Origin of the sequence: Streptomyces sp. NPDC005202, from assembly GCF_040608235.1 — a bacterium.
Taxonomy (GTDB): domain Bacteria; phylum Actinomycetota; class Actinomycetes; order Streptomycetales; family Streptomycetaceae; genus Streptomyces.
In genome coordinates, this window is the sequence record NZ_JBEXHW010000001.1 from 1 (window position 1) to 23,070 (window position 23,070).

Consider the following 23,070-nt stretch of genomic DNA (forward strand, 5'->3'; position numbering starts at 1 on the left):
CAGCACCCCACGAGCCCGCACCCGCACCAGCCACTTCGCGCGACTTCGCCCCGCCGACCAAACGATCGACGGGGCGAAGAACGCGTAAGGCCCCGAATTAACCAACAGCGTCCCACACGGCTCCGGGGCCTTCGTCCACGTCTGTCACCGAGGCTCCGTAGACTGGCCCCGTGAGCGACCTCCCCCGGCACGACGACAACGAGCAGCCCGACCCCCTCGACTCCTTCGGCGAGATCATCGCGGCCGAGACCGACCGCGACCCCGATCTTGCGGTGATCGAGGCCGGCAGCCGTACCCTGCGCACGCAGGGCGGCCCGCCGCAGGCCGACGTACCGGCGCGGCCGGAGGACCCCGAGGCCGACAAGGCGCTGCGCGAGGTCGAGGGGCAGCTGGCCACTCGCTGGGGTGAGACCAAGCTGGAGCCCTCCGTCAGCCGCATCTCCGCGCTGATGGACGTCCTGGGCGAGCCGCAGCGGTCGTACCCCTCGATCCACATCACCGGGACCAACGGCAAGACCTCCACCGCCCGCATGATCGAGGCCCTCCTGGGCGCCTTCAAGCTGCGGACCGGCCGGTACACCTCCCCGCACGTGCAGTCGATCACCGAGCGGATCAGCCTGGACGGCGCCCCGATCTCCGCCGAGCGGTTCGTCGAGACATACCAGGACATCAAGCCGTACATCGAGATGGTCGACGCCTCGCAGGAGTACCGCCTGTCCTTCTTCGAGGTGCTGACCGGCATGGCATACGCCGCCTTCGCCGACGCGCCCGTCGACGTGGCGGTCGTCGAGGTCGGCATGGGCGGCAGTTGGGACGCCACCAATGTGATCGACGGTGACGTCGCCGTCGTCACCCCCATCGACCTGGACCACACCGACCGCCTCGGCTCCACGCCCGGCGAGATCGCGGGCGAGAAGGCTGGCATCGTCAAGCAGGACGCCACCGTGATCATGGCCCAGCAGCCGGTGGACGCGGCCCAGGTGCTGCTGAAGAAGGCCGTCGAAGTGGATGCCACCGTGGCCCGTGAAGGGCTGGAGTTCGGTGTCGTGTCGCGGCAGGTCGCCGTCGGCGGGCAGCTGCTGACCCTGCGCGGCCTCGGCGGCGAGTACACGGAGGTCTACCTGCCGCTGCACGGCGCCCACCAGGCGCACAACGCGGCCGTCGCGCTCGCCGCCGTCGAGGCCTTTTTCGGGGTCGGCGCCCAGCGGGCCGAGCCGCTCGACGTCGAGACCGTCCGCAAGGCCTTTGCGTCCGTCGCCTCCCCGGGACGGCTCGAGGTCGTACGCCGGTCGCCGACCGTCGTCCTGGACGCCGCGCACAATCCGGCGGGCGCCCGGGCCACGGCCGAGGCGATCGGGGAGGCGTTCGACTTCAGCCGGCTGATCGGAGTGGTCGGGGCCAGCGGCGACAAGAACGTGCGCGGTCTCCTCGAGGCCTTCGAGCCGATCTTCGCCGAGGTCGTGATCACGCAGAACTCCAGCCACCGCGCGATGGACCCGGACGAGTTGGCCGCGATCGCCGTCGAGGTGTTCGGCGAGGACCGCGTCCAGGTCGAGCCGCGGCTGCCGGACGCGCTGGAGGCCGCGATCACGCTCGCCGAGGAGGAGGGCGAGTTCGCGGGCGGCGGTGTGCTGGTCACCGGCTCCGTCATCACCGTCGGTGAGGCCCGACTGCTCCTCGGGAGGGGCTGACTTTCCGTGCGTACGCTCTGTTCCTCGACCCTGATCGGCGAGTTCTTCGTCATCGGCTTCGCCGCGCTGGTCGCGATGAAGTACCCCTCCCTGTCCACGACGACGGTGTGGACGGTCAGCGGCATCGCGATGCTGCTGTGCGTACTGCTGTGCGGCATGGTGACCCGCCCCGGCGGCGTGGCCCTCGGCTGGGCCCTCCAGGTCGCGCTCGTCGCCTCCGGCTTCGTCGTGCCGACGATGTTCTTCATGGGCGCGATCTTCGCGGCGCTGTGGTGGGCGTCGGTGCACTACGGCAAGAAGGTCGACGAAGCCAAGGCCAGATTCGCCGCGCAGCGCGACTCCTCAGGGGCTGACGCTGCGTAACAGGGGCGAGGACACGCCCTGTAACCTCGTCCCACCGCACACCTGTCAGGAGTAAGGAGCCCTCCCGTGACCCAGCGCACCCTCGTCCTGCTCAAGCCCGACGCCGTCCGTCGCGGCCTGACCGGCGAGATCATCAGCCGTATCGAGCGCAAGGCCGGCTGGCAGATCACCGCGCTGGAGCTGCGCACCCTGGACCAGGAGACCCTGGAGCAGCACTACGGCGAGCACAAGGGCAAGCCCTTCTACGAGCCGCTGGTGGAGTTCATGTCCTCCGGCCCGGTCGTGGCCATGGTCGTCGAGGGCGAGCGGGTCATCGAGGGCGTCCGGGCGCTGGCCGGTCCCACCGACCCGATCGCCGCGCCCCCCGGCTCCATCCGCGGCGACTACGGCGTGATCGTCCGCGAGAACCTGATCCACGCCTCCGACTCGGAGGAGTCCGCCGAGCGCGAGCTGAAGATCTTCTTCCCGTGCCGCGTCTGACCCACGGGGGCAACCGGGTCCCGGCAGTGCTTTCTGACGCCACGTCAGCTCATCCGCCCGCCTGACCTGGGGCGGCCGCGGAAAGCCGGCCGCCCCCTGGTATACGCGTGCCGATCGGGGGAACGGATGCCTCCGATGGACCGTCTCCACAAGCGAGGCGGTACGCCATCTGCCGACAATGGCGAAGACCCTCGCGCAGTGTTCGTGCAGGCGCGTCTACGATGGAAGCCTTCACGTCACAGCACCCACCTCGCCGACCTGAAAAGCCCTCAAAAGCTCCCGGGAAGGCCAGACGAATCCTGATGGGGAACTCAATGTCGTTCATCGGCCGTGACATGGCTGTCGACCTCGGGACCGCCAACACGCTGGTGTACGTCAGGGGTCGCGGGATCGTACTCAACGAGCCGTCCGTCGTCGCGATCAACACGAACACCGGTGGCATCCTCGCGGTCGGTGCCGAAGCGAAGAAGATGATCGGCCGCACGCCCGGCAACATCGTCGCCGTCCGTCCGCTGAAGGACGGCGTCATCGCCGACTTCGAGATCACCGAGCGGATGCTCCGCTACTTCATCCTGAAGATCCACAAGCGGCGGTATCTGGCTCGTCCGCGGGTCGTTGTCTGCGTGCCCTCCGGCATCACCGGTGTCGAGCGCCGCGCCGTCATCGAGGCTTCGTCCCAGGCCGGCGCCCGCCAGGTGCACATCATCGAGGAGCCCATGGCCGCGGCCATCGGCTCCGGCCTGCCGGTCCACGAGGCCACGGGCAACATGGTGGTGGACATCGGCGGCGGCACCACGGAGGTCGCGGTCATCTCGCTCGGCGGCATCGTCACCGCCCAGTCCATCCGCGTCGCGGGCGACGAACTGGACAACGCGATCATCCAGCACATCAAGAAGGAGTACTCCCTCCTGCTGGGTGAGCGGACGGCCGAGCAGATCAAGATCACGATCGGTTCGGCGTACGACCTCGACACCGACGAGCACACCGAAATCCGCGGCCGGGACCTCGTCTCCGGGCTGCCGAAGACCGTCGTCATCTCGGCCGCCGAGGTCCGCAAGGCGATCGAGGAGCCGGTCAACGCGATCGTCGACGCGGTCAAGACGACCCTCGACAAGTGTCCGCCGGAGCTGTCCGGCGACATCATGGACCGGGGAATCGTTCTGACCGGCGGCGGAGCGCTGCTGCGCGGCCTGGACGAGCGGCTGCGCCGGGAGACCGGCATGCCGATCCACATCGCCGAGGACCCGCTGGACAGCGTGGCGCTCGGCTCCGGCAAGTGCGTCGAGGAGTTCGAGGCGCTCCAGCAGGTCCTGGACGCCCAGCCGCGCAGATGAGGTAACTCTTCGATTCCGCCGTACGAGATGATCTCCTCTCGTGCGGCGGATCGTTGATATAGAGGCATAAGCTCCCACAAAAGAGCCCCTGGGGGATGTCCTGGGGCTTTCCGAATCCCGATGAGGAAGGCACGGCCGCCGCACGTGAGGGACACACGAGAGAGCCGGCTGCTCCTGGTGCTGCTGATCGCCATCGCGTTCGCGCTGATCACAGTGGACATCCGCGGGGGGCAGAACTCCCCGGTGGACGGTGCCCGGCAGGCCGCCGCCACTGTCTTCGGCCCGATCGAGAACGGCGTGTCGGCCGCGGTGAACCCGGTCGGCAGCGCGGTCTCCGCGATCCGCGCCTCCGGGGAGCGGCACGACCGGCTCGCCGCGCTGGAGAAGGAGAACGCGGCCCTCAAGGCCAAGCTGGGCAGCGACGACCGCAACCGCAGCCGCCTCAAGCAGCTCGACAAGATGCTGAAGCTGGCGGGCGAGGGCCAGTACGGCATCAAGGGCGCCGAGGTCATCGCCATAGGGGCGGCGCAGGGCTTCTCCTGGACCATCACCATCGACGTCGGCGCCAACGACGGCATCAAGCGCGACATGACCGTCGTCAACGGCGACGGCCTGGTCGGCCGCGTCACCACCGTCGGTCCCGACTCCTCCACCGTTCTGCTCGCCAACGACCCGGACTTCACCGTCGGCACCCGCATGGAGGGCAGCGACGAGCTGGGCTTCGCCTCCGGGCAGGGCGACCGCCCGCTGCGCCTCCAACTGCTCAACGGTAAGGCGGAGGTGAAGAAGGGCGACCGGCTGGTCACCTTCGGCTCGCAGGCCGACAGGCCCTTCGTGCCCGGCGTGCCGGTCGGTGTCGTCTCCCGCGTCGACCCCTCCGGCGGCGGCCTGACCCGCACCGTCTACGTGACGCCGTATGTCGGCTTCACCAAGCTCGACCTCGTCGGTGTCGTCGTCGAGGCCCCGAAGAAGGACCCGCGCGACACCGTCCTGCCGCCGAAGTCCAAGCCGACCCCGACGCCGACGGTGACCGTGACGGTCACCCCGTCCGCCAGCGCGTCCACCGACGGCCAGCCCACCGACGGCCAGCCCACCGACGGGCAGCCCACGGATGGGCAGCCCACCGACGGCCAGCCCACCGACGGGCAGCCCACCAACGGCCAGCAGCAGTAGGAGCTCGAAGTCCCATGCGCATCAACCGGATCCTGCTCTCCACCGCGCTGGTCGTCGTCGCCCTGGTCGTTCAGGTGAGCGTGTTGGCCCGGCTGCACCTGCCGGGCGCCGTACCCGACCTGCTGCTGCTCACCGTCCTCGGCCTCGCCATGGTCTACGGCCACGTCGGCGGCGCCCTCGTCGGCTTCGGCGCCGGCCTGCTCGCCGACCTCGCCCCGCCCGCCGACCACGCCGCCGGCCGCTACGCCCTCGTGCTGTGCGTCATCGGCTACCTCGCCGGGCTCATCAAGCCGGAGACGGGCCAGGTCAGGTCGGCCACCGGCCCCATGGTCGTGGTGGTCGCCGCCGCGCTCGGCTCCACGCTGCTGTACGCCGGCGTCGGCGCCCTCGTCGGTGACACCGCCGCGCGCCATGTCGGCCTGGTCAGCCTGCTGTTCACGGCTGCCCTGTACGACCTGCTGCTGGCGCCGTTCGTCGTTCCCGGGATCATGGCGCTGGCCCGCCGTGCGGACAACGACCCGCTCGCCGAGACCAACTCCGCGACGAGGAAGGCCACCGACATCTCCTCCGGCTGGCTCTCCTCCGGCACCGGCCTGCGCATCGGCGGCCAGCGGGGCGGACTGGGCGGCCGGAAGCTGAAGTCCACCCGGTCGCGCATCGCCCGCGCGGGACGCATCAAGGGGGTCAAGCGCCTGTGACCAAAGGGGAGTTGGCGGCCGTACGGCCTCACAGGTCCGTCGTATATGACTCGTACACACACTGAGAGGGGGAGACAGCAGCAGTGACCAACATCCCCGAGACCGGACGGACTCCACGGGTCCAGATCCGGCTCGTCGTCATCCAGATCCTCGTCCTCTCCCTCCTCGGCACCCTCGGCGGCCGCCTCTGGTACCTCCAGATCCGCCAGGGCGCCGAGTACCAGAAGGAGGCCTCCGGGAACCACGTCCAGCAGGTCGTGCAGCCCGCCGTGCGCGGCTCGATCCTGGACGCGCGCGGCGTCCCGCTCGCCGACAACGAGACCCGGCTGGTGGTCTCCGCCTCCCGCACCGACCTGATGAAGCAGAAGGACGACGGCAAGGCGGTCCTCACCAAACTCGCCGGCGTCCTCGGCATGGACCCCAAGGAGGTCATGCAGAAGGTCCGGCTGTGCGACGCCAAGACCCCGCAGCCGTGCTGGAACGGCTCGCCGTACCAGCCGATCCCCATCACCGACGAGGCCACCCCGAAGCAGGCCCTGCAGATCCGGGAGCGCGCCGAGGACTTCCCCGGCATCACCGCCGAGCCGGAGGCCGTGCGCCGCTACCCGAGCCCCGGCAAGGCCAACACCGCCCAGGTCCTCGGCTACCTCTCGCCGGTCACCGACGACGAGATCCAGCAGGCCAAGAACAGCGACTCGCCCTACCTGCGCTCCGACATGGTCGGCCGCTCGGGCCTGGAGCGCCAGTACGACAAGTATCTGCGTGGCAAGGCCGGCGTCACCCGCTACGAGGTCGACAACCTCGGCCGCGTCATCGGCAAGGCCGAGTCCGACGCCGCCGAACCCGGCTCCAACCTCGTCACCAGCATCGACGCCCGCGTCCAGCGGGTCGCCGAGTACCAGCTGGACGAGGCGATGAAGAAGGCCCGCCAGCAGTTCGACAAGGTCTCCGGCGAGAAGTACAAGGCCGACTCGGGCGCCGTCGTCGTCATGGAGGCCAGGACCGGCCGGATCGTCGCCATGGCGTCCAGCCCGACGTACGACCCGAACGTCTGGGTCGGCGGCATCTCCGCCAAGGACTACAAGCAGCTCACCGGCAAGGGCTCCAACTACCCGCTGCTCAACAGGGCCATACAGGGTCAGTCCGCGCCCGGTTCGACCTTCAAGGTGGTCTCCACGGCCGCCGCGGTCGAGGCCGGTTACGACTTCAACGGCCGCTACCCGTGCACCAGCTCGTACTCCGTCGGCGGCCAGGTCTTCAAGAACTTCGAGGGGGAGAACTTCGGCCCCATCTCGCTCGGCCGGGCGCTGGAGGTCTCCTGCGACACCGTCTTCTACGGCCTCGCGGACAACGAGTGGAGGAAGGACGGCGGCATCAACCCGAAGAAGACGCCCAAGGACTACTTCTTCAAGGCCGCCCACCAGTTCGGCCTCGGCAAGGAGACCGGCATCGACCTGCCCAACGAGGTCACCGGCCGCGTCCCCGACCGCCAGTGGAAGCTGAACTACTGGAAGGCCAACAAGGACGCCTGGTGCAAGACGGGCAAGAAGGACGGCAGTTACGTCGAGAAGATCGCCTACGAGAACTGCCTCGAGGGCAACAAGTTGCGCGAGGGTGACGCGATCAACTACTCCATCGGCCAGGGCGACACCCTCGTCACCCCGATCCAGGAGGCCGTCATCTACGGGGCGATCTCCAACGGCGGCACCGTGTACGCCCCGACCATCGGCAAGGCGGTCGTCAGCGCCGACGGCAAGCACGTCACCGAGATCAAGCCCCGGCCCCACGGCAGGCTGCCCATCACCAAGGCCACCCGCGACATGATGGACCAGGCCCTCGCCGGCGTGGCCACCCGCGGTACCGCCGCCTGGAAGTTCACCGGCTGGCCGCAGGACAAGATCCCGCTGCACGCCAAGACCGGTACCGCCGAGGTCTACGGCAAGCAGACCACGTCCTGGCTCGCCACGTACACCAAGGACTACACGGTCATCATGACCATCGCCCAGGCCGGTACCGGCTCCGGCGCCTCCGGCGAGGCCGTGCGCAACATCTACAGCGCCCTGTACGGCGTCCAGGGCGACGGCTCGATCGACAACAAGAAGGCCCTGCTGCCCACCCCGGAGAAGAACCTGCCGAAGATCCAGACGGACGGTACGATCACCGCCCCGAAGATCTCCAAGGACCCGGCTCAGGACCAGCAGGCCACCAAGAAGGGCGACACCCCCCAGGGCGGCCAGCAGACGCCGGCGACCACCGCGTCACCCACGGCAGGCAACCGCAACACCCGTCGGCGACGGCACCGAAGGGGAAGCCGGAGGATGCTCACATGACCGGCGCGAACAGCTTCTCCGTCCCCGGATACGGTCCCGAGCGCGCCGGCTGGACGCGGATCCTCGCCCGCGACTCGCTGGCCCGCCGGCTCGACTGGCCCATACTGCTGTCGGCGCTCGCGCTGTCGGCGATCGGCTCGGCCCTCGTCTTCTCGGCGACCCGTAACCGCACCGAGATCAACCAGGGCGACCCGTACTACTTCCTGATCCGGCACCTGATGAACACCGGCATCGGGCTCGCCCTGATGATCAGCACCGTCTGGCTCGGCCACCGCACCCTGCGCACCGCCGTGCCGATCCTCTACGGCGCCTCGGTGTTCGGGATCCTGCTGGTACTCACCCCGCTCGGCTCCACCGTCAACGGCGCGCACTCGTGGATCGTGCTGGGCGGCGGCTTCTCGCTCCAGCCGTCGGAGTTCGTGAAGATCACGATCATCCTGGGCATGGCCATGCTGCTCGCCGCCCGGGTCGACGCCGGCGACAAGAAGTACCCCGACCACCGCACGGTCCTGCAGTCCCTGGGCCTGGCCGCCGTGCCGATCCTGATCGTGCTGCTCATGCCCGACCTCGGCTCGGTCATGGTCATGGTGATCATCGTCCTCGGCGTGCTGCTGGCCTCCGGCGCCTCCAACCGCTGGGTCTTCGGCCTGCTCGCCGCGGGCGCGACCGGCGCGATCGCCGTCTGGCAGCTGCACATCCTGGACCAGTACCAGATCAACCGCTTCGCGGCCTTCGCCAACCCCAACCTCGACCCCGCCGGTGTCGGCTACAACACCAACCAGGCCCGCATCGCCATCGGCTCCGGCGGCCTCACCGGCGCGGGCCTCTTCCACGGCTCGCAGACCACCGGCCAGTTCGTACCCGAGCAGCAGACCGACTTCGTCTTCACGGTCGCGGGGGAGGAACTGGGCTTCGTCGGCGCCGGCCTGATCATCTTCCTGCTGGGCGTCGTGCTGTGGCGCGCCTGCCGGATCGCTCGCGACTCGACCGAGCTGTACGGCACGATCGTCGCGGCCGGGATCGTCGCCTGGTTCGCCTTCCAAGCCTTCGAGAACATCGGCATGACCCTGGGCATCATGCCGGTCACCGGCCTGCCACTGCCGTTCGTGTCCTACGGCGGCTCGTCGATGTTCGCGGTGTGGGTGGCGGTGGGGCTGCTGCAGTCGATCCGGGTACAGCGGCCCATGTCAGCGTAGGCCTCCGGCGGCTGGGCACGAAGAGGGCGCTGCGGGTCGGTCTCGTGGCACCGGGCGCCTCGCCCGGCTGGGGGCGCGCCAGGGTGCCGGGCGGTGGGGTCCTCGTCCCTGGGGCTCTGCCTCAGGGCCCTCGGCGTTCGGATACCGGGCCCCCGGCCTCCAAAGCCTCCGGACCCTCGGCCTCCGGGCTTCCGGTGCCTCGGCTAGCGGGTCCCGGGGTCCCGGCCTCCGGAGCCTCGGCTTGCGGGTCCCGGGGTCCCGGCCTCCGGAGCGTCGGCCTCCGGGCCCCGGGCGGGCCTCCGGCCCCCGGGCCGGAGGCCCGGGCTCCCGGGCTCCCGGGCCTTCGGCCCCCGGAGCGTCGGCCTGAACGCCCCGTCCTCGAGCTCCCCCCAAGCTGCTTCGAGCAGGTGGTCCCCCCGGGCGGGCTGAGGGTGCTGGTCAGCGCTGCACGGGTGCCGAAGGATGCCGTCTCCGGCCCGCTGCGACTAGATTCACGTCATGGCGGACACCAAGCGCGAGATCGAGCGGAAGTACGAATCCGACCAGAGCGGTCTGCCCGACCTGACCGGCGTCGGCGGGGTCGCGGCCGTCATCGACAAGGGTGTCGCGGCCCTGGACGCCGTCTACTACGACACCGCCGACGAACGCCTCGCCGCCGCCGGGATCACTCTGCGCCGCCGCACCGGCGGCTCGGACGCGGGCTGGCACCTGAAGTTCCCGGTCGCCCCGGACGTGCGGGACGAGATCCACGCCCCCCTCTCCGACACCGTGCCGCGCAGCCTCGCCGCCCTCGTCCGCTCCCGCGTCCGCGACGCCGAGCTGCTGCCGCTGGTCCGGCTCCGCACGCAGCGCCGCGTCCGCCACCTCGTCGACGCGGACGGCAAGCTGCTCGCCGAGGTCAGCGTCGACGCCGTACGGGCGAAGCGGCTGACCGGCGACGGCGGCTCGGCCCAGTGGACCGAGATCGAGGTGGAGCTGGCCGACGGCGGCGACCCGGCATTCCTCGACACGGTGGAGAAACGGTTGCGCAAGGGCGGCGCACGACCGTCGGCGTCCGCCTCGAAGCTGGCCCGCGCCCTGGCCGAGACTGCGCCGGAAGGGCGCCCCGAACCGCAGGAGCGGAAACCGGTCACGGCCGGCGACCACGTCCTCGCGTACCTCCGCGCCCAGCGCGAGGCCATCGTCGCACTCGACCCGGCCGTACGACGGAAGGTGGACGACTCCGTGCACCGCATGCGGGTCGCCACCCGCCGGATGCGCAGTGCCTTCCGCACGTTCCGCAAGGTCCTGGACCGGTCCGTCACCGACCCGGTCCGCGAGGAACTGAAGTGGCTCGGAGGCGAAATCGGCCTGGACCGCGACCAGGAGGTGCTCACCGAACGCCTCACGACGGACCTCGACGACCTGCCCGAGACACTGGTGTCCGGCCCGGTGCGGACCCGCCTGCGCACCTGGTCCCAAGCCCGGCGCAGCGGCTCCCGCCGTCGGCTGATCGCCGTGCTGAACGGAAAGCGGTACCTGGCCCTGCTCGACACGCTGGACGCGGTGCTGGCCGACCCGCCCCTGCGGCCGGCGGCCGCAGGCAAGCCGTCCAAGGTGATCGCCAAGGCCGTACGGAAGGACTTCACGACCCTCACCGGCCTGCTCGAACACGCCCTGGACCTGCCGCCCGGGCACGACCGCGACCTCGCGCTGCACGAGGCCCGCAAGAAGGTCAAGCGGACGCGCTACGCGGCGGAGGCGGCCGTCCCTGCGCTCGGCGCCCCGGCCGCCCACCTGGTGAAGGCGGCGAAATCCCTCCAGAGCCTCCTGGGCGACCACCAGGACAGCGTGATGGCCCGCCAGGCCCTGCTGGAACTCGCCGGTCAGGCGGATGCGGCGCGGGAGAGCTCGTTCACGTACGGGCTACTGTACGGGCGCGAGGAGCAGCGGGCGGCGGCCGTGGAGGCGGAGGTGCCCGCAGTATGGAAAGCGATCAAAGGCAGGGCGGCGATCTGAACGTAGGGGGCAGGTCTCCGGCCGGGTTACTCTGGATGGTCAATCCCTGTCAGCTCACGAAGGTTCGCGAGATGCCTGCCGAAGCCGCCGAGTCGGTGTTCCCGCAGCTCGAAGCACTGCTCCCGCATGTGCAGAAGCCCATCCAGTACGTCGGCGGAGAGCTCAACTCCACGGTCAAGGAGTGGGACTCCTGTGACGTCCGCTGGGCCCTCATGTACCCGGACGCATACGAGGTCGGCCTGCCCAACCAGGGCATCATGATCCTCTACGAGGTCCTGAACGAGCAGCAGGGCGTCCTCGCCGAGCGCACCTACAGCGCGTGGCCGGACCTGGAGGCGCTGATGCGGGAGCACGGCGTCCCACAGTTCACGGTGGACAGCCACCGGCCGGTGAAGGCCTTCGACGTGCTCGGCATCAGCTTCGCCACGGAGCTGGGCTACACGAACATGCTGGCGGCCCTGGACCTGGCCGGGATCCCGCTGGAGTCGAAGGACCGGGGGCTCGACGACCCGATCGTGATGGCCGGCGGCCACGCCGCCTTCAACCCCGAGCCGATCGCCGACTTCATCGACTGCGCCGTGATCGGCGACGGCGAGCAGGCGGTCCTGGAGATCACCGAGATCATCCGCGCCTGGAAGGCGGAGGGCCGCCCCGGCGGCCGCGAGGAGCTGCTGTTCCGCCTGGCGAAGACGGGCGGAGTGTACGTCCCGGCGTTCTACGACGTCGAATACCTCCCCGACGGCCGCATCGGCCGCGTCGTCCCCAACAAGTCGGGCGTTCCGTGGCGCGTGTCGAAGCACACCGTCATGGACCTCGACGAGTGGCCGTACCCGAAGCAGCCGCTGGTCCCCCTGGCGGAGACGGTCCACGAACGCATGTCGGTGGAGATCTTCCGCGGCTGCACGCGCGGCTGCCGCTTCTGCCAGGCCGGCATGATCACCCGCCCGGTGCGCGAGCGCACGATCACGGGCATCGGCGACATGGTCGACAAGGGCCTGAGGGCGACAGGCTTCGAGGAGGTCGGCCTGCTGTCCCTGTCGTCCGCCGACCACAGCGAGATCGGCGACATCGCCAAGGGCCTGGCGGACCGCTACGAGGACGACAAGATCGGCCTGTCGCTCCCCTCCACCCGGGTGGACGCCTTCAACATCGACCTGGCGAACGAGCTGACGAGGAACGGCCGCAGGTCCGGCCTGACCTTCGCCCCGGAGGGCGGCTCGGAGCGCATCCGCAAGGTCATCAACAAGATGGTCTCGGAAGAGGACCTGATCAGGACCGTCGCGACGGCCTACGGCAACGGCTGGCGCCAGGTGAAGCTGTACTTCATGTGCGGCCTGCCGACGGAGACGGACGAGGACGTCCTGCAGATCGCCGACATGGCCAGCCACGTGATCCAGAAAGGCCGCGAGGTCTCGGGCTCGAACGACATCCGCTGCACCGTCTCGATCGGCGGCTTCGTCCCCAAGCCCCACACCCCCTTCCAGTGGGCGCCCCAGCTGTCGGCGGAGGAGACGGACGCCCGCCTGGAAAAGCTCCGCGACAAGATCCGTAGCGACAAGAAGTACGGCCGCTCGATCGGCTTCCGCTACCACGACGGCAAGCCCGGCATCGTCGAGGGCCTGCTGTCGCGGGGTGACAGGCGGGTGGGCGCGGTCATCCGCGCCGTCTACGACGACGGCGGCCGCTTCGACGGCTGGCGCGAGCACTTCTCCTACGACCGCTGGATGAGCTGCGCGGAGAAGGCGCTGGCGCCCTACGGCGTCGACGTCGACTGGTACACCACCCGCGAGCGCACCTACGAGGAGGTCCTCCCCTGGGACCACCTCGACTCCGGCCTCGACAAGGACTGGCTCTGGGAGGACTGGCAGGACGCCCTCGACGAGACGGAGGTCGAGGACTGCCGCTGGACGCCGTGCTTCGACTGCGGGGTCTGTCCGCAGATGGACACGGCCATACAAATCGGCCCGACCGGCAAGAAGTTGCTGCCACTGACGGTCAAGAACGCTGTGCCCAGCCCCAGCGGTAGCGCGAGCTGAGGTGAGCGACGCGCTCGTTCGGGGATTGGATGCCCTGGCGGGGCGAGCGAGTACGACGTAGCCGCTGCGTCGGCTGCTGTCGGCGCTGAAACGCCTTTGCCCGGGCATGGAAGCTCCTCGGACATCCACTCAGTGGGGTTGAGTGGGTCTGAGCTCGCTGCGGGCCTCCGTGCGGCGGTATGACCTTCTGAGCTCCGTCCGGCGGCATCCCCCCCGCGACTGCCCGGGAGGCAGTGCGGCCCACCGTGCCGAAAGAGTGCGGTGCGCCTCCCGAGGGGGTGTCGACGGTGTTGCCGGGGGCATGTGCCCCGAGGTTCAAAGACTTAGCGTGATCGCGGCACCGATACCGCCCAGGCCGAGGGCAAAGGCGGCCTCGGCCCAGCCGCCCGCGCCCCAACGGAAGAACCGGTCGATGGCGAGCCGGCCAGGACCGATGGCGGCGATGGCCAGGGCGACCACGGTGATGCAGACGCTGTACTCCACGCCGCCGTCCGTGTCCCATAGACCGTGGGCGCCGGTGACGGTTGCCATAGCATTGATCATCACGCCGATGAGGGCGGCGGCCGCGAGCGGGGTGAGCAGTCCAAGAGCCAGGCCGAGGCCGCCGAGGAATTCGGACAGACCGCCGATCACGGCGAAGAGCTTTCCTGGTTGGTACCCGAGGGCTGCGAACCCCTTGCCGGTGGCCGTCAGTCCACCGCCCCCGAAAAGCCCGAACAGTTTTTGAGCACCGTGCGCAGCCATCAGCAATCCGAAAGTCAGTCTGATGAGCAAAAGTCCCCAGTCGGCGGCGGACGATAGTGGCGCGGCGGTGTGGTGTGCTTCTGGTCCCGTGGGTGCCTGAGGACGGTACAGGATGCGCTTCGTAACCATGTGAATGCTCCGGTAGAACGTGCTCCGGTAGAACGCCGAAACCGGGCGTTACCCCCAGCTCGGACAGATGCCGAGTCACCGGTCGGCGGTGAGCCCCGTGGACCATGGCACAGGACAGCCACCCCTACCGATCCTTGCGCAACGGTCATGACCGTGCACCTGGGCGCCGGCGGCCCAATGGCACGGAGGATCGGCGCGTGCCTGTCCGCGTATCTCCTCTTGGGGGATCAGCTCGGCGCCGAGTGGCCCTCGTAGGATCTCGCGCCGGTTGTATTGATCACGGGCGTTGTCGACTGTCGTGGGGCTTGATCAATAGCCGTCGAGATCGGCCTTGGTACGGCGACGCTGCCCACATCCGAGACCGGCTGGGTTCGACGGGTGTGGTCGCTTGGCAGATCGACGCGCTCTGAACTGGCAGGCAGCGAGCGCCCTTCGGCAGATGAACACGCATATCCGAATCGGCCCGACGGCGGGAAGTTGCTGCCGCTGGCGGTGACGCAGCCGGCGGGGAGCGGGCGCAGCCGGTGAGCGGACTGAGGTCTCCTGCGGCCCGGGTGTCGCGTTGGGTGCCGGGCCGCAGGGATTTCGTGCTACTTGCTGATGGCGAAGCGCATCAGGGCGTGCTCGTCGCCCTGCTTGATCTTCCCCGTCACGTTGATCACCTCGAGCTTCCAGCTGTTGCCGACCCGCACGGCCTTGGCCACGGCGCAGCCGTTGTCCTGGGTGAGCAGACTCGGCCAGATGTCGGCGACCTGCTGAGAGCTGCCCCCGGTCGCGTCGTACACCTTGAAGCTGATGTTGCGCGCCTTCTGGAAGGAGCTGCCCTTCTTGAAGGCGGCGGCGACGAACACGATCGACGTGATGTGGGGCGGTATCCGCGCGAACTCGACCGTCACCGTCTCGTCGCCGTCGCCGCGCCCGGTCTGGTTGTCGCCGCTGTGGACCAAGGAGCCGTTGCCCATGGGGTCGAGGGAGTCGAGGCCCGCCAGGCGCACCGGGTCCCCGCCCTGCATGGCGATGGCGATCAGGTCGAGGTCGGTGCCGGCCTTGCGGCGGAGCATGCCCATCATTCCGCCGCTGGCGCCGGCGGTGGGGTCCCAGGACACCCCGATGGACAGATGGGTCACTCCGTCCAGATCCGCCGGGCCGTCTTCCTTCGTGAGCGTAATCATGCGTGGATCATCCTCTGGGTGACGGGACTTCGACACGCAAAGTGTGCCTGGAACTTCCGGTGTTCCACGCGACTGGTCCCCAGGCTCCCATTTCGTCCCTCTTGTGCTGTGTGTCGGCGTGAACTGCCGCCGTGCGTACGTCGGATGGCTGCCAGGGGCGCTGCGGCGCGCCTCGTTTCCGGATGCGCGGGTGCAGCGTCAAGGCCGTAACAGTGCTGCCTGCTTTGGTGGTTGGATGCCGTGGTGCTGGATCCGGAAGGGCTGCTGAGGCGTCTACGTCGGTATGGATCTCGAGAAGCCGTCCCCGCAGCGTCAGGGCCCGGAGGGGTGTTTGACCGTCGCGGTTCGTGTTCCCGTGCGGATCGTCGTGCTCGTACTGGTCGTGCCGGTGCGGGTGGTGTGGGACGCGCTCGTCGTCGGCGGGCGGTTCCTGAAGGACACCGTGCTGCGGCCGCTCGGGCGGGTGCTGGCGTGGGTCGGGCGGGCGGTGTTCGTCCGGCCGTGGGTGGCGCTGTGGCGGTACGTCGTCGTGTCCGTCGGCAGGGCGCTCGGCCGGCTGGGGTCCGTGCTCGTCGTCGTGCCCCTCGTGTGGGTGTACCGGTGGGTGCTGACACTCGTCGGACACGTTCTTGCGTGGGTGGCGCGGGGGATCGGGAGCGCACTGGCGTGGGTGTACGCGCGCGTGCTCACGCCGGTCGGGCGCGCGGCCGCCTGGCTGCTCAAGGGGGTCGGCGTCGTGCTCGCCGCCGTCGGGGTGGGGGTGTACACGGGCGTGGCGTGGCTCGTGCGGTGGCTCCTCGTCGTACCGGCTCTGTGGCTGTACGCCTGGGTGCTCACGCCGGTCGGGCGCGCGATCGCCTGGGCTGCGAAGGGGCTCGTGTGGGTCGGGAGCGCGGTCATCGACGGGGTCGGGGCCGCCCTGTACTGGACGGTCCGCGTCCTGCTCGTGTTGCCCGCGCTCGCCCTGTGGCGGCGGGTGCTCGTGCCTGTTGGGCGGGTGCTCACCGTCGTCGGGCGTGAGGTGGGGGAGGCGCTGGGGCACGCCTGGCGCGTCGCCGGGCATGTCTCGCTCGCCGTCGGACGGTTTCTCGGGACCCTCTTCCGGTGGATCTTCGTGGAGCCCGTGCGGGGGGTGTACCGCAGCGTGCTGACGCCGGTCGGGCACGTCGTGCGGGACGTCGTGCTGCGGCCCGCCGCCGAGGTCGCGCGCACGCTGGGACGGGCCGCCCGGCAGGCCCTGGCCTCGGCGCGGGAGACCGTACGACAGGCCCGGGCGGACGTCCGGCGGACGCTGTTCGGGGAGCCCCGGCAGCCGCGGCCCGTGGCCCGGCGGGAGCCTCCGGTCCGCGAGACACGTACTCTTGATAGCAGTAGGACCGCTCTCACGAAGGACTGAACGACACTGGGCAAGCGACAGCCCGAAGGCCCGCCGCCCGCACCCGCGGTGCAGCGCATCCGACTGCGCTACACCAAGCGCGGCCGCCTCCGGTTCACCAGCCACCGTGACTTCCAGCGCGCCTTCGAGCGTGCGCTGCGCCGTGCCGAGGTGCCGATGGCGTACTCGGCGGGGTTCACGCCGCACCCGAAGGTGTCGTACGCCAATGCCGCACCCACCGGCACGGGCAGTGAGGCGGAGTACCTGGAGATCGCGCTCACCGAGCCCCGCGACCCGGAGCAGTTGCGCGTCCTCCTCGACGAGTCGTTGCCCGCCGGGCTCGACGTCGTCGAGGCGGTCGAGGCCCGCACGCCCGGGCTCGCCGACCGGCTGACGGCTTCCGTGTGGGAGCTGCGGCTGGACGGCGTGGACCCGGCCGAGGCGGAGCGCGCGGTCGCGGCCTTCAACGGGGCCGAGACCGTCGAGGTCCAGCGCCTGACCAAGAACGGCATGCGCACCTTCGACGCCCGCCCCGCGGTCGCGAGCCTGGAGAGTGTGACAACACAGAGTCAGCAGGCTGATAGGCCGAGCGACCAGCCCTGTGCGATACTGCGGCTGGTTGTTCGGCACGTGACGCCTGCCGTACGACCCGACGACGTCCTGTCCGGTCTCCGCGCCGTGGCCGACCTGGCGCCGCCGGTCCCCGCAGCGGTGACCAGGCTGGCGCAGGGGCTGTTCGATGAAGAGACCGGCACGGTGACCGACCCGCTCGCGCCCGACCGCGAGGCAGACACGGCCGCCCCGGCCACTTCGGTGGGGGCCGCCGATCCTGCCGCCGCGAAGGCGCCGGCGTAAGGAAGTTCCGCGTAGGGACGGACGTCGTAAGCGCCGCCCTCGTACTCGGGAGCCACCTGGGTCGGGCAGCGCACCGACCAGAAGACTTTCGCCAGGCCGTGCACAACAAGGCGTACGGAACCGGCGAGACAGGACACAGAGAGCTCCCGTGCGGCGCCCGCGCCCCGGACGGCGGCACCGCGCACCGCGCGAGCCGCGGACGTCACCGGCGATCGATGCCGGACCAGGCGCGGCGCCCGGGAGCCTGACGGGAGATACGCCCGCATGCTCGAGCCGACCGAACCCACCGAGTCCTTGAAGGACTCCGAACCCAACACCCCCAGCGACACCCTGCCGCCGCGCCGACGGCGCCGTGCCGCTTCCCGCCCGGCGGGCCCGCCTGCCACCACCTCCGAGACTCCGGCGGAGATCACCGCGCCGGCCATACCGGCCGCGGAGTCCGCCGACCTTGCGGGGGACGGGGCGGACAAGACCGCCGAGAAGGAGCAGGCCGAGGGCGCCGCGAGCGCCGGGGCCACGGAAAGCGCCGAGGCGGTTGTGGCTGCCGAGGGCGTCGTTGCCACCGAGGGCGAGGCCCCGGAGAGCGCTGAGGCCACCGAGGCGACGGCGGATGCCGATGCGGAGGGCACCGAAGCCGAGGAGGCCGAGGCGACCGCAGAGGCCCAGGAGACCGGTGGGGCGGAGGTGCCTGCCGCCGCCGAGCCCGCGCGTCGTACGCGTCGACGGGTCTCCGTGCCCGCGGGGACGCCGAAGACCGCCCAGGGCGAGGCGGCCGCCGAGACGGTCGTGCCCGCGGCTGCCGCCGCCGGGACGCCGGCCGACTCCGACCGGGCTGCCGCGTCCGCCGAGGCCGCCGCCGAGACGTCCGCCGGGTTCGTCGAGGTCGGCGAGGGTGCCGCTCCGCGTCGTACCCGCCGACGTGCCACGCGCCGTGTCTCCGCGCCCACCGGGTCCCCGGCGTCCGCCGAGGCGGCCGAGACGGTGGTGCCTGCCGTGACCGCGGCGGGCCCTGCCCCGGAGGCTGCTGCCGTGGCCCCCGCTGCCGAGACGTCCGCTGAGTCTGCGGGGACGTCCGCTGAGTCCGCCGAGGCCGCTGAGGCGCCTGCGCCCGCCGGTCGTACGCGGCGCCGTGCGGCCCTCCGTGCGTCCGTCCCCGCCGGGGCGCCCGAGCCGGCCGCCGAGGCCGCCGCGTCCGCCCAGGTCGCCGAGGCTCCGACGGGCCCCGCGCAGGAGGGCGCTGCCGAGGCGCCCACCGCGTCGGACGAGGTCAGCGTCGGCACGTTCGCCTCCGCGGCCGAGGGTCCCGCTGAGACGCCCGCTGCCGAGACCGCTGCCCAGAAGCCCGCCGCCCCTGCCGAGGCTGCCGAGGAGGCGGCTTCGCGTCGCGTCCGCCGTCGTACGTCGCGTCGTGCGTCCACGCCCGTCGGTGCGGTGAGCGAGTCGGCGTCCGAGGCGGCTCCTGACGCGAGCGGATCGGCCCAGGCCCCCGCCGCCGACGAGCCCGTTTCCGAGGCCACCGCCCCGAGCGCGTCGGCTTCCGAAGCCCCCGCCACCAGCGGTCCCGCGTCCGCGGCCCCCGCCAAGGCCCCCGGCGACACCAAGGCCCCGACCTTCGCGGCCCCCGCCGCCGACGCGCCGCAGGCCCCCGCCGCCGACGAGGTCCCCGCTGCCGAGGCGTCCGCCGAGGAGGCCGGGCCGCGGCGTGGCCGGCGTCGGGTCGTGCGGCATGCCGCCACCGGGTTTTTCGAGCCCGCGCAGCATCCCGCGCAGCAGCCGGCGCAGCCTGCCGCTCCCGAGGCCCCCGAGGCCGAGGCGGCCCCGCGTCGGCCCGCGCGTCCTGCCGTCGCCGTGTTCCAGGCGCCCGTCTTCACCGAGCCGAAGTTCCAGACGCCGGAGCGGGCCGCCGCCGAAGCGGCCGCCGAGGCCGCCGACACCGAGGAGTTCCCGGAGGAGCTGCCCGGGCAGCCCGAGCAGTCCGAGCAGACCGGGCCGCGGCGCCGCCGTCGCCGGGGCTCCGGCTACGGTGAGGAGCCCGAGGCCCAGGCCGCCGAGACCGTCGTTGACGACGAGTCGGAGGAGGCCGAGGAGTCGGCCCAGGACGCCGTTGACGGCGAGGACTCCGAGGAGACCGGCTCGCGCCGTCGCCGTCGCCGCGGTGGCCGTCGCCGTCGCCGGGGCGAGTCCGCGGAGACCGCCGGTGACGAGGAGTCGGAGGAGGCCGAGGAGCTCGCTGCCGAGCAGGCCACGCAGGACGCCGAGGACACCGCCGAGCAGCTCGAGGAGGACGGCGAGGACGCCGCGGACCGCGAGGAGCGGTCGGCGGGCGCCGCCGGCGGCTCCAGCAGCAGCCGTCGCCGCCGTCGCCGTCGTCGCCGTGCCGGTGACGCGGCCGCCGACACCGAGCCGTCCGCCGACGACCCGGAGCGCACCGTCGTCAAGGTCCGCGAGCCCCGCAAGCTCGCCGAGCCGTCCGACGAGGTGCAGTCCATCAAGGGCTCGACCCGGCTGGAGGCCAAGAAGCAGCGCCGCCGCGAGGGGCGGGAGCAGGGCCGTCGCCGCGTTCCGATCATCACCGAGGCCGAGTTCCTGGCCCGGCGGGAGGCCGTCGAGCGGGTCATGGTCGTCCGGCAGAACGGCGACCGTACGCAGATCGGCGTCCTGGAGGACGGCGTGCTCGTCGAGCACTACGTCAACAAGGAGCAGTCGACCTCGTACGTCGGCAACGTCTACCTCGGCAAGGTGCAGAACGTGCTGCCGTCGATGGAGGCCGCCTTCATCGACATCGGCAAGGGGCGCAACGCCGTCCTGTACGCCGGTGAGGTCAACTTCGAGGCGCTGGGCATGGCCAACGGGCCGCGGCGCATCGAGTCCGCCCTCAAGTCCGGCCAGTCCGTGCTCGTCCAGGTGACGAAGGACCCCATCGGGCACAAGGGCGCCCGTCTGACCAGCCAGGTCTCCCTCCCGGGCCGCTACCTCGTGTACGTCCCCGAGGGCTCGATGACCGGCATCAGCCGCAAGCTGCCCGACACCGAGCGGGCCCGGCTGAAGACCATCCTCAAGAAGATCGTCCCCGAGGACGCGGGCGTCATCGTGCGCACCGCCGCCGAGGGAGCGAGCGAGGAGGAGCTGCGCCGGGACGTCGAGCGGCTGCAGGCGCAGTGGGAGGACATCCAGAAGAAGGCCAAGAACGGCAACGCGCCGACGCTGCTGTACGGCGAGCCGGACATGACCGTCCGGGTCGTGCGCGACATCTTCAACGAGGACTTCTCCAAGGTCATCGTCAGCGGTGACGAGGCGTGGCAGACGATCCACGGGTACGTCTCGCACGTCGCGCCGGACCTCGCGCCGCGCCTGCAGAGGTGGACCAGCGAGGTCGACGTCTTCGCCACGTACCGGATCGACGAGCAGCTCGCCAAGGCGCTGGACCGCAAGGTCTGGCTGCCCAGCGGCGGTTCGCTGGTGATCGACCGGACCGAGGCGATGGTCGTCATCGACGTCAACACCGGCAAGTTCACCGGTCAGGGCGGCAACCTCGAGGAGACCGTCACCAGGAACAACCTGGAGGCGGCCGAGGAGATCGTGCGCCAGCTGCGGCTGCGCGACCTCGGCGGCATCATCGTCATCGACTTCATCGACATGGTCCTGGAGTCCAACCGCGACCTGGTGCTGCGGCGCCTGCTGGAGTGCCTGGGCCGGGACCGTACGAAGCACCAAGTGGCCGAGGTGACCTCACTGGGCCTCGTGCAGATGACCCGCAAGCGGGTCGGCCAGGGCCTGCTGGAGTCCTTCTCCGAGACCTGCGTCCACTGCAACGGCCGCGGTGTCATCGTCCACATGGAGCAGGCGACGGCCGGTGGAGGCGGCGGCAAGCGCCGCAAGCGTGCCCGCGCCGGTGCCGAGCAGCCGCACGAGCACGAGGCCGTGGCCACGGCGGTTGCCGAGACCGCCGAGGAGGAGGCGGAGACCGAGGCGGAGATCGCCGCCGAGGTCGCCGAGCCGGCCGCGCTGCCCGCGCCCGAGATCGCGCCGGACGAGGAGCTGTACAGCAGCATCGCCGAGGCGGAGGTGGCGGCCACCCGCGGCCGTACGCGGCGCCGGGCGAGCCGGCGGGCTTTTGCTCCCGCAGGCGCGCCGAAGGCCGGCGCCGACGGGGCCGGCGCGGCGCCGACGGCGCAGGAGGTGAGCGCCCAGGAGGAGGCCGAGCGCCCGGTGCGGCCGGAGCCGGCCGCCGAGGCGCAGGCCGAGCCCGTGGCCGCCGAGGACCCGGTCGTCGCGGCCTTGGCAGCCGCGGCCTCCGCAGCCGAGGCCCCGGCCGCCGAGGAGGCCGCCCCCAAGGGGCGCGCCCGCCGCCGTGTGACCCGCAAGGTCTCGGCGCCGGCCGGTTCGCCCGCGGGCGCCGAGGCGGCCGTGGTGAGGGTCCCCGAGTCCGCGCCGACCGCGCCCGAGCCGCAGGCCGCCCAGGCCGCCCAGGCGGAGGAGACTCCGGCGGCCGAGCAGCCCAGGACGGCCACCGAGGGCGCCGCCCCGGCCCGTCCGCGCCGCCGTGCCGTGCGCAAGGCCACCGCGCCGACCGCGCCCGAGGAGACGGCCGTCGTGGTCCTCCCGTCGGCCCCGGCGCCCGAGACGCCCGCGCAGGAGCCCGCCGCGCAGGAGGCTCCGGCGTCGGTGGCCACCGAGGCGGCCGAGGACGCGGCCCCGGCCAAGAAGACGGCCCGCAAGGCCGTCAAGAAGGCCACGGCGAAGAAGGCGGCCACGAAGAAGATGGCGGCGAAGAAGACCGCCGCCAAGAAGGCGACGGCCAAGAAGGCGGCGAAGACGACCGCCAAGACGACCGCCAAGACGGCCGTGAAGAAGACGTCGAAGAAGACCGCGGCGGCACAGCAGACGCTGTCCTCCGTCTCGGCCTCCACCGACGAGAGCTGAAGCACGTCAGGGCTGCGGGTGTGCGGCCGGTCGGCGTGACCGGCCGCACACCTGTGGGGCCCGGCCCGGTTTGACCCCTTCGGCCGCGGCCCCGTAACCTTGACCGTCGGCGTGTCCACTGAACACGCCACATCCCCGTAAACCTCTTCCTCCCGGGCACAGGGTTGGCCGGGAGAGGTCGTCCGCGTTTGCCGGGCGGCTGGCCTGCGGGGGTGCCGTTTTCCCGAGCGAGAGAGTGGGTTCCGCGTGTACGCCATCGTGCGCAGCGGTGGTCGCCAGCACAAGGTTGCTGTCGGCGACATCGTTGAGGTTGACAAGATTTCCACTGCCAAGGTTGGCGACACGGTCGAGCTCTCGACCCTGCTCGTTGTCGACGGCGACTCCGTGACCAGTGACCCGTGGGTGCTGGCCGGCATCAAGGTCCAGGCCGAGGTCGTGGACCACCACAAGGGCCAGAAGATCGACATTCTGCGCTACAAGAACAAGACCGGCTACCGCCGTCGTCAGGGCCACCGCCAGCAGTACACGGCGCTCAAGGTCACCGAGATCCCCACGGCTGCGAAGTAAGGGACT

Annotated in this window: 16 protein-coding genes; 14 read left to right on the forward strand and 2 right to left on the reverse strand. The window is 71.1% G+C overall.

Annotation, left to right across the window (positions count from 1 at the left end; genetic code table 11):
- Positions 1–170 precede the first annotated feature (170 nt).
- The 10 genes from ABZV31_RS00005 (at position 171) to ABZV31_RS00050 (ending at position 13,299) form a co-directional block, all read left to right on the forward strand.
- Positions 171–1,691: a folylpolyglutamate synthase/dihydrofolate synthase family protein gene (locus ABZV31_RS00005; protein ID WP_355885929.1), complete on the forward strand. Its 1,521-nt coding sequence runs from the start codon at positions 171–173 to the stop codon at positions 1,689–1,691.
- A gap of 6 nt (positions 1,692–1,697) precedes the next feature.
- Positions 1,698–2,054, forward strand: coding sequence for a DUF4233 domain-containing protein (locus ABZV31_RS00010; RefSeq protein WP_355885932.1), 357 nt, complete (start codon positions 1,698–1,700; stop codon positions 2,052–2,054).
- 66 nt (positions 2,055–2,120) lie between these two features.
- A complete protein-coding gene (ndk, locus tag ABZV31_RS00015; RefSeq protein WP_355885934.1) occupies positions 2,121–2,534 on the forward strand; it encodes a nucleoside-diphosphate kinase in 414 nt (137 codons plus the stop codon).
- 314 nt (positions 2,535–2,848) lie between these two features.
- Complete coding sequence (locus tag ABZV31_RS00020) at positions 2,849–3,868, forward strand: rod shape-determining protein (protein WP_006133575.1); 1,020 nt, start codon at positions 2,849–2,851, stop codon at positions 3,866–3,868.
- Positions 3,869–4,012: 144 nt separating this feature from the next.
- A complete protein-coding gene (gene mreC / locus ABZV31_RS00025; protein ID WP_355885938.1) occupies positions 4,013–5,041 on the forward strand; it encodes a rod shape-determining protein MreC in 1,029 nt (342 codons plus the stop codon).
- 14 nt (positions 5,042–5,055) lie between these two features.
- Entirely contained in the window at positions 5,056–5,739 is a 684-nt protein-coding gene (gene mreD, locus ABZV31_RS00030; RefSeq protein WP_355885941.1) for a rod shape-determining protein MreD, read from the forward strand.
- An 83-nt stretch (positions 5,740–5,822) separates the two neighbouring features.
- Positions 5,823–8,069, forward strand: a complete 2,247-nt coding sequence (gene mrdA, locus ABZV31_RS00035) for a penicillin-binding protein 2 (protein WP_355885944.1) — start codon at positions 5,823–5,825, stop codon at positions 8,067–8,069.
- Positions 8,066–9,265 (forward strand): rod shape-determining protein RodA, encoded by a 1,200-nt coding sequence (gene rodA / locus ABZV31_RS00040; RefSeq protein WP_355885947.1) that lies wholly within the window; start codon positions 8,066–8,068, stop codon positions 9,263–9,265. Before mrdA ends, rodA begins: the two co-directional genes overlap by 4 nt.
- Before the next feature lie 498 nt (positions 9,266–9,763).
- Positions 9,764–11,263, forward strand: a complete 1,500-nt coding sequence (locus ABZV31_RS00045; RefSeq protein ID WP_355885949.1) for a CYTH and CHAD domain-containing protein — start codon at positions 9,764–9,766, stop codon at positions 11,261–11,263.
- Between the two features lie 71 nt (positions 11,264–11,334).
- Entirely contained in the window at positions 11,335–13,299 is a 1,965-nt protein-coding gene (locus ABZV31_RS00050; protein WP_355885952.1) for a TIGR03960 family B12-binding radical SAM protein, read from the forward strand.
- Between the two features lie 315 nt (positions 13,300–13,614).
- On the opposite strand, the gene ABZV31_RS00055 is transcribed toward ABZV31_RS00050, so the two are convergent.
- Both ABZV31_RS00055 and ABZV31_RS00060 read right to left on the reverse strand, forming a co-directional pair.
- On the reverse strand, positions 13,615–14,172 hold the full coding sequence (locus ABZV31_RS00055; protein ID WP_355885954.1) for a DoxX family protein: 558 nt from the start codon (positions 14,170–14,172) through the stop codon (positions 13,615–13,617).
- Positions 14,173–14,762: 590 nt separating this feature from the next.
- Positions 14,763–15,344, reverse strand: coding sequence for a TerD family protein (locus ABZV31_RS00060; RefSeq protein WP_355885957.1), 582 nt, complete (start codon positions 15,342–15,344; stop codon positions 14,763–14,765).
- A 283-nt stretch (positions 15,345–15,627) separates the two neighbouring features.
- Here ABZV31_RS00060 and ABZV31_RS00065 point away from each other — a divergent pair, with 283 nt between their 5' ends.
- From ABZV31_RS00065 to rplU, 4 genes are all read left to right on the forward strand, one after another.
- Entirely contained in the window at positions 15,628–16,740 is a 1,113-nt protein-coding gene (locus ABZV31_RS00065; protein WP_355885960.1) for a hypothetical protein, read from the forward strand.
- Positions 16,741–16,788: 48 nt separating this feature from the next.
- Complete coding sequence (locus tag ABZV31_RS00070) at positions 16,789–17,574, forward strand: TIGR03936 family radical SAM-associated protein (RefSeq protein WP_355885963.1); 786 nt, start codon at positions 16,789–16,791, stop codon at positions 17,572–17,574.
- A gap of 264 nt (positions 17,575–17,838) precedes the next feature.
- Positions 17,839–22,497 carry an Rne/Rng family ribonuclease gene (locus tag ABZV31_RS00075; protein ID WP_355885964.1) on the forward strand — a complete coding sequence of 1,553 codons (4,659 nt, stop codon included), beginning with the start codon at positions 17,839–17,841 and terminating at the stop codon, positions 22,495–22,497.
- A 246-nt stretch (positions 22,498–22,743) separates the two neighbouring features.
- Positions 22,744–23,064: a 50S ribosomal protein L21 gene (gene rplU / locus ABZV31_RS00080; RefSeq protein ID WP_355885967.1), complete on the forward strand. Its 321-nt coding sequence runs from the start codon at positions 22,744–22,746 to the stop codon at positions 23,062–23,064.
- Positions 23,065–23,070 lie beyond the last annotated feature (6 nt).

What these genes read in the sequence shown, in the direction of transcription:
- ABZV31_RS00060 (WP_355885957.1), bottom strand. Translation starts at nt 15,344, where the DNA reads ATGATTACGCTCACGAAGGAAGACGGCCCGGCGGATCTGGACGGAGTG.
- ABZV31_RS00065 (WP_355885960.1), top strand. Translation starts at nt 15,628, where the DNA reads ATGGATCTCGAGAAGCCGTCCCCGCAGCGTCAGGGCCCGGAGGGGTGT.
- ABZV31_RS00075 (WP_355885964.1), top strand. Translation starts at nt 17,839, where the DNA reads ATGCTCGAGCCGACCGAACCCACCGAGTCCTTGAAGGACTCCGAACCC.
- ABZV31_RS00055 (WP_355885954.1), bottom strand. Translation starts at nt 14,172, where the DNA reads ATGGTTACGAAGCGCATCCTGTACCGTCCTCAGGCACCCACGGGACCA.
- mreD (WP_355885941.1), top strand. Translation starts at nt 5,056, where the DNA reads ATGCGCATCAACCGGATCCTGCTCTCCACCGCGCTGGTCGTCGTCGCC.
- ABZV31_RS00045 (WP_355885949.1), top strand. Translation starts at nt 9,764, where the DNA reads ATGGCGGACACCAAGCGCGAGATCGAGCGGAAGTACGAATCCGACCAG.
- rodA (WP_355885947.1), top strand. Translation starts at nt 8,066, where the DNA reads ATGACCGGCGCGAACAGCTTCTCCGTCCCCGGATACGGTCCCGAGCGC.
- ABZV31_RS00020 (WP_006133575.1), top strand. Translation starts at nt 2,849, where the DNA reads ATGTCGTTCATCGGCCGTGACATGGCTGTCGACCTCGGGACCGCCAAC.
- ABZV31_RS00050 (WP_355885952.1), top strand. Translation starts at nt 11,335, where the DNA reads ATGCCTGCCGAAGCCGCCGAGTCGGTGTTCCCGCAGCTCGAAGCACTG.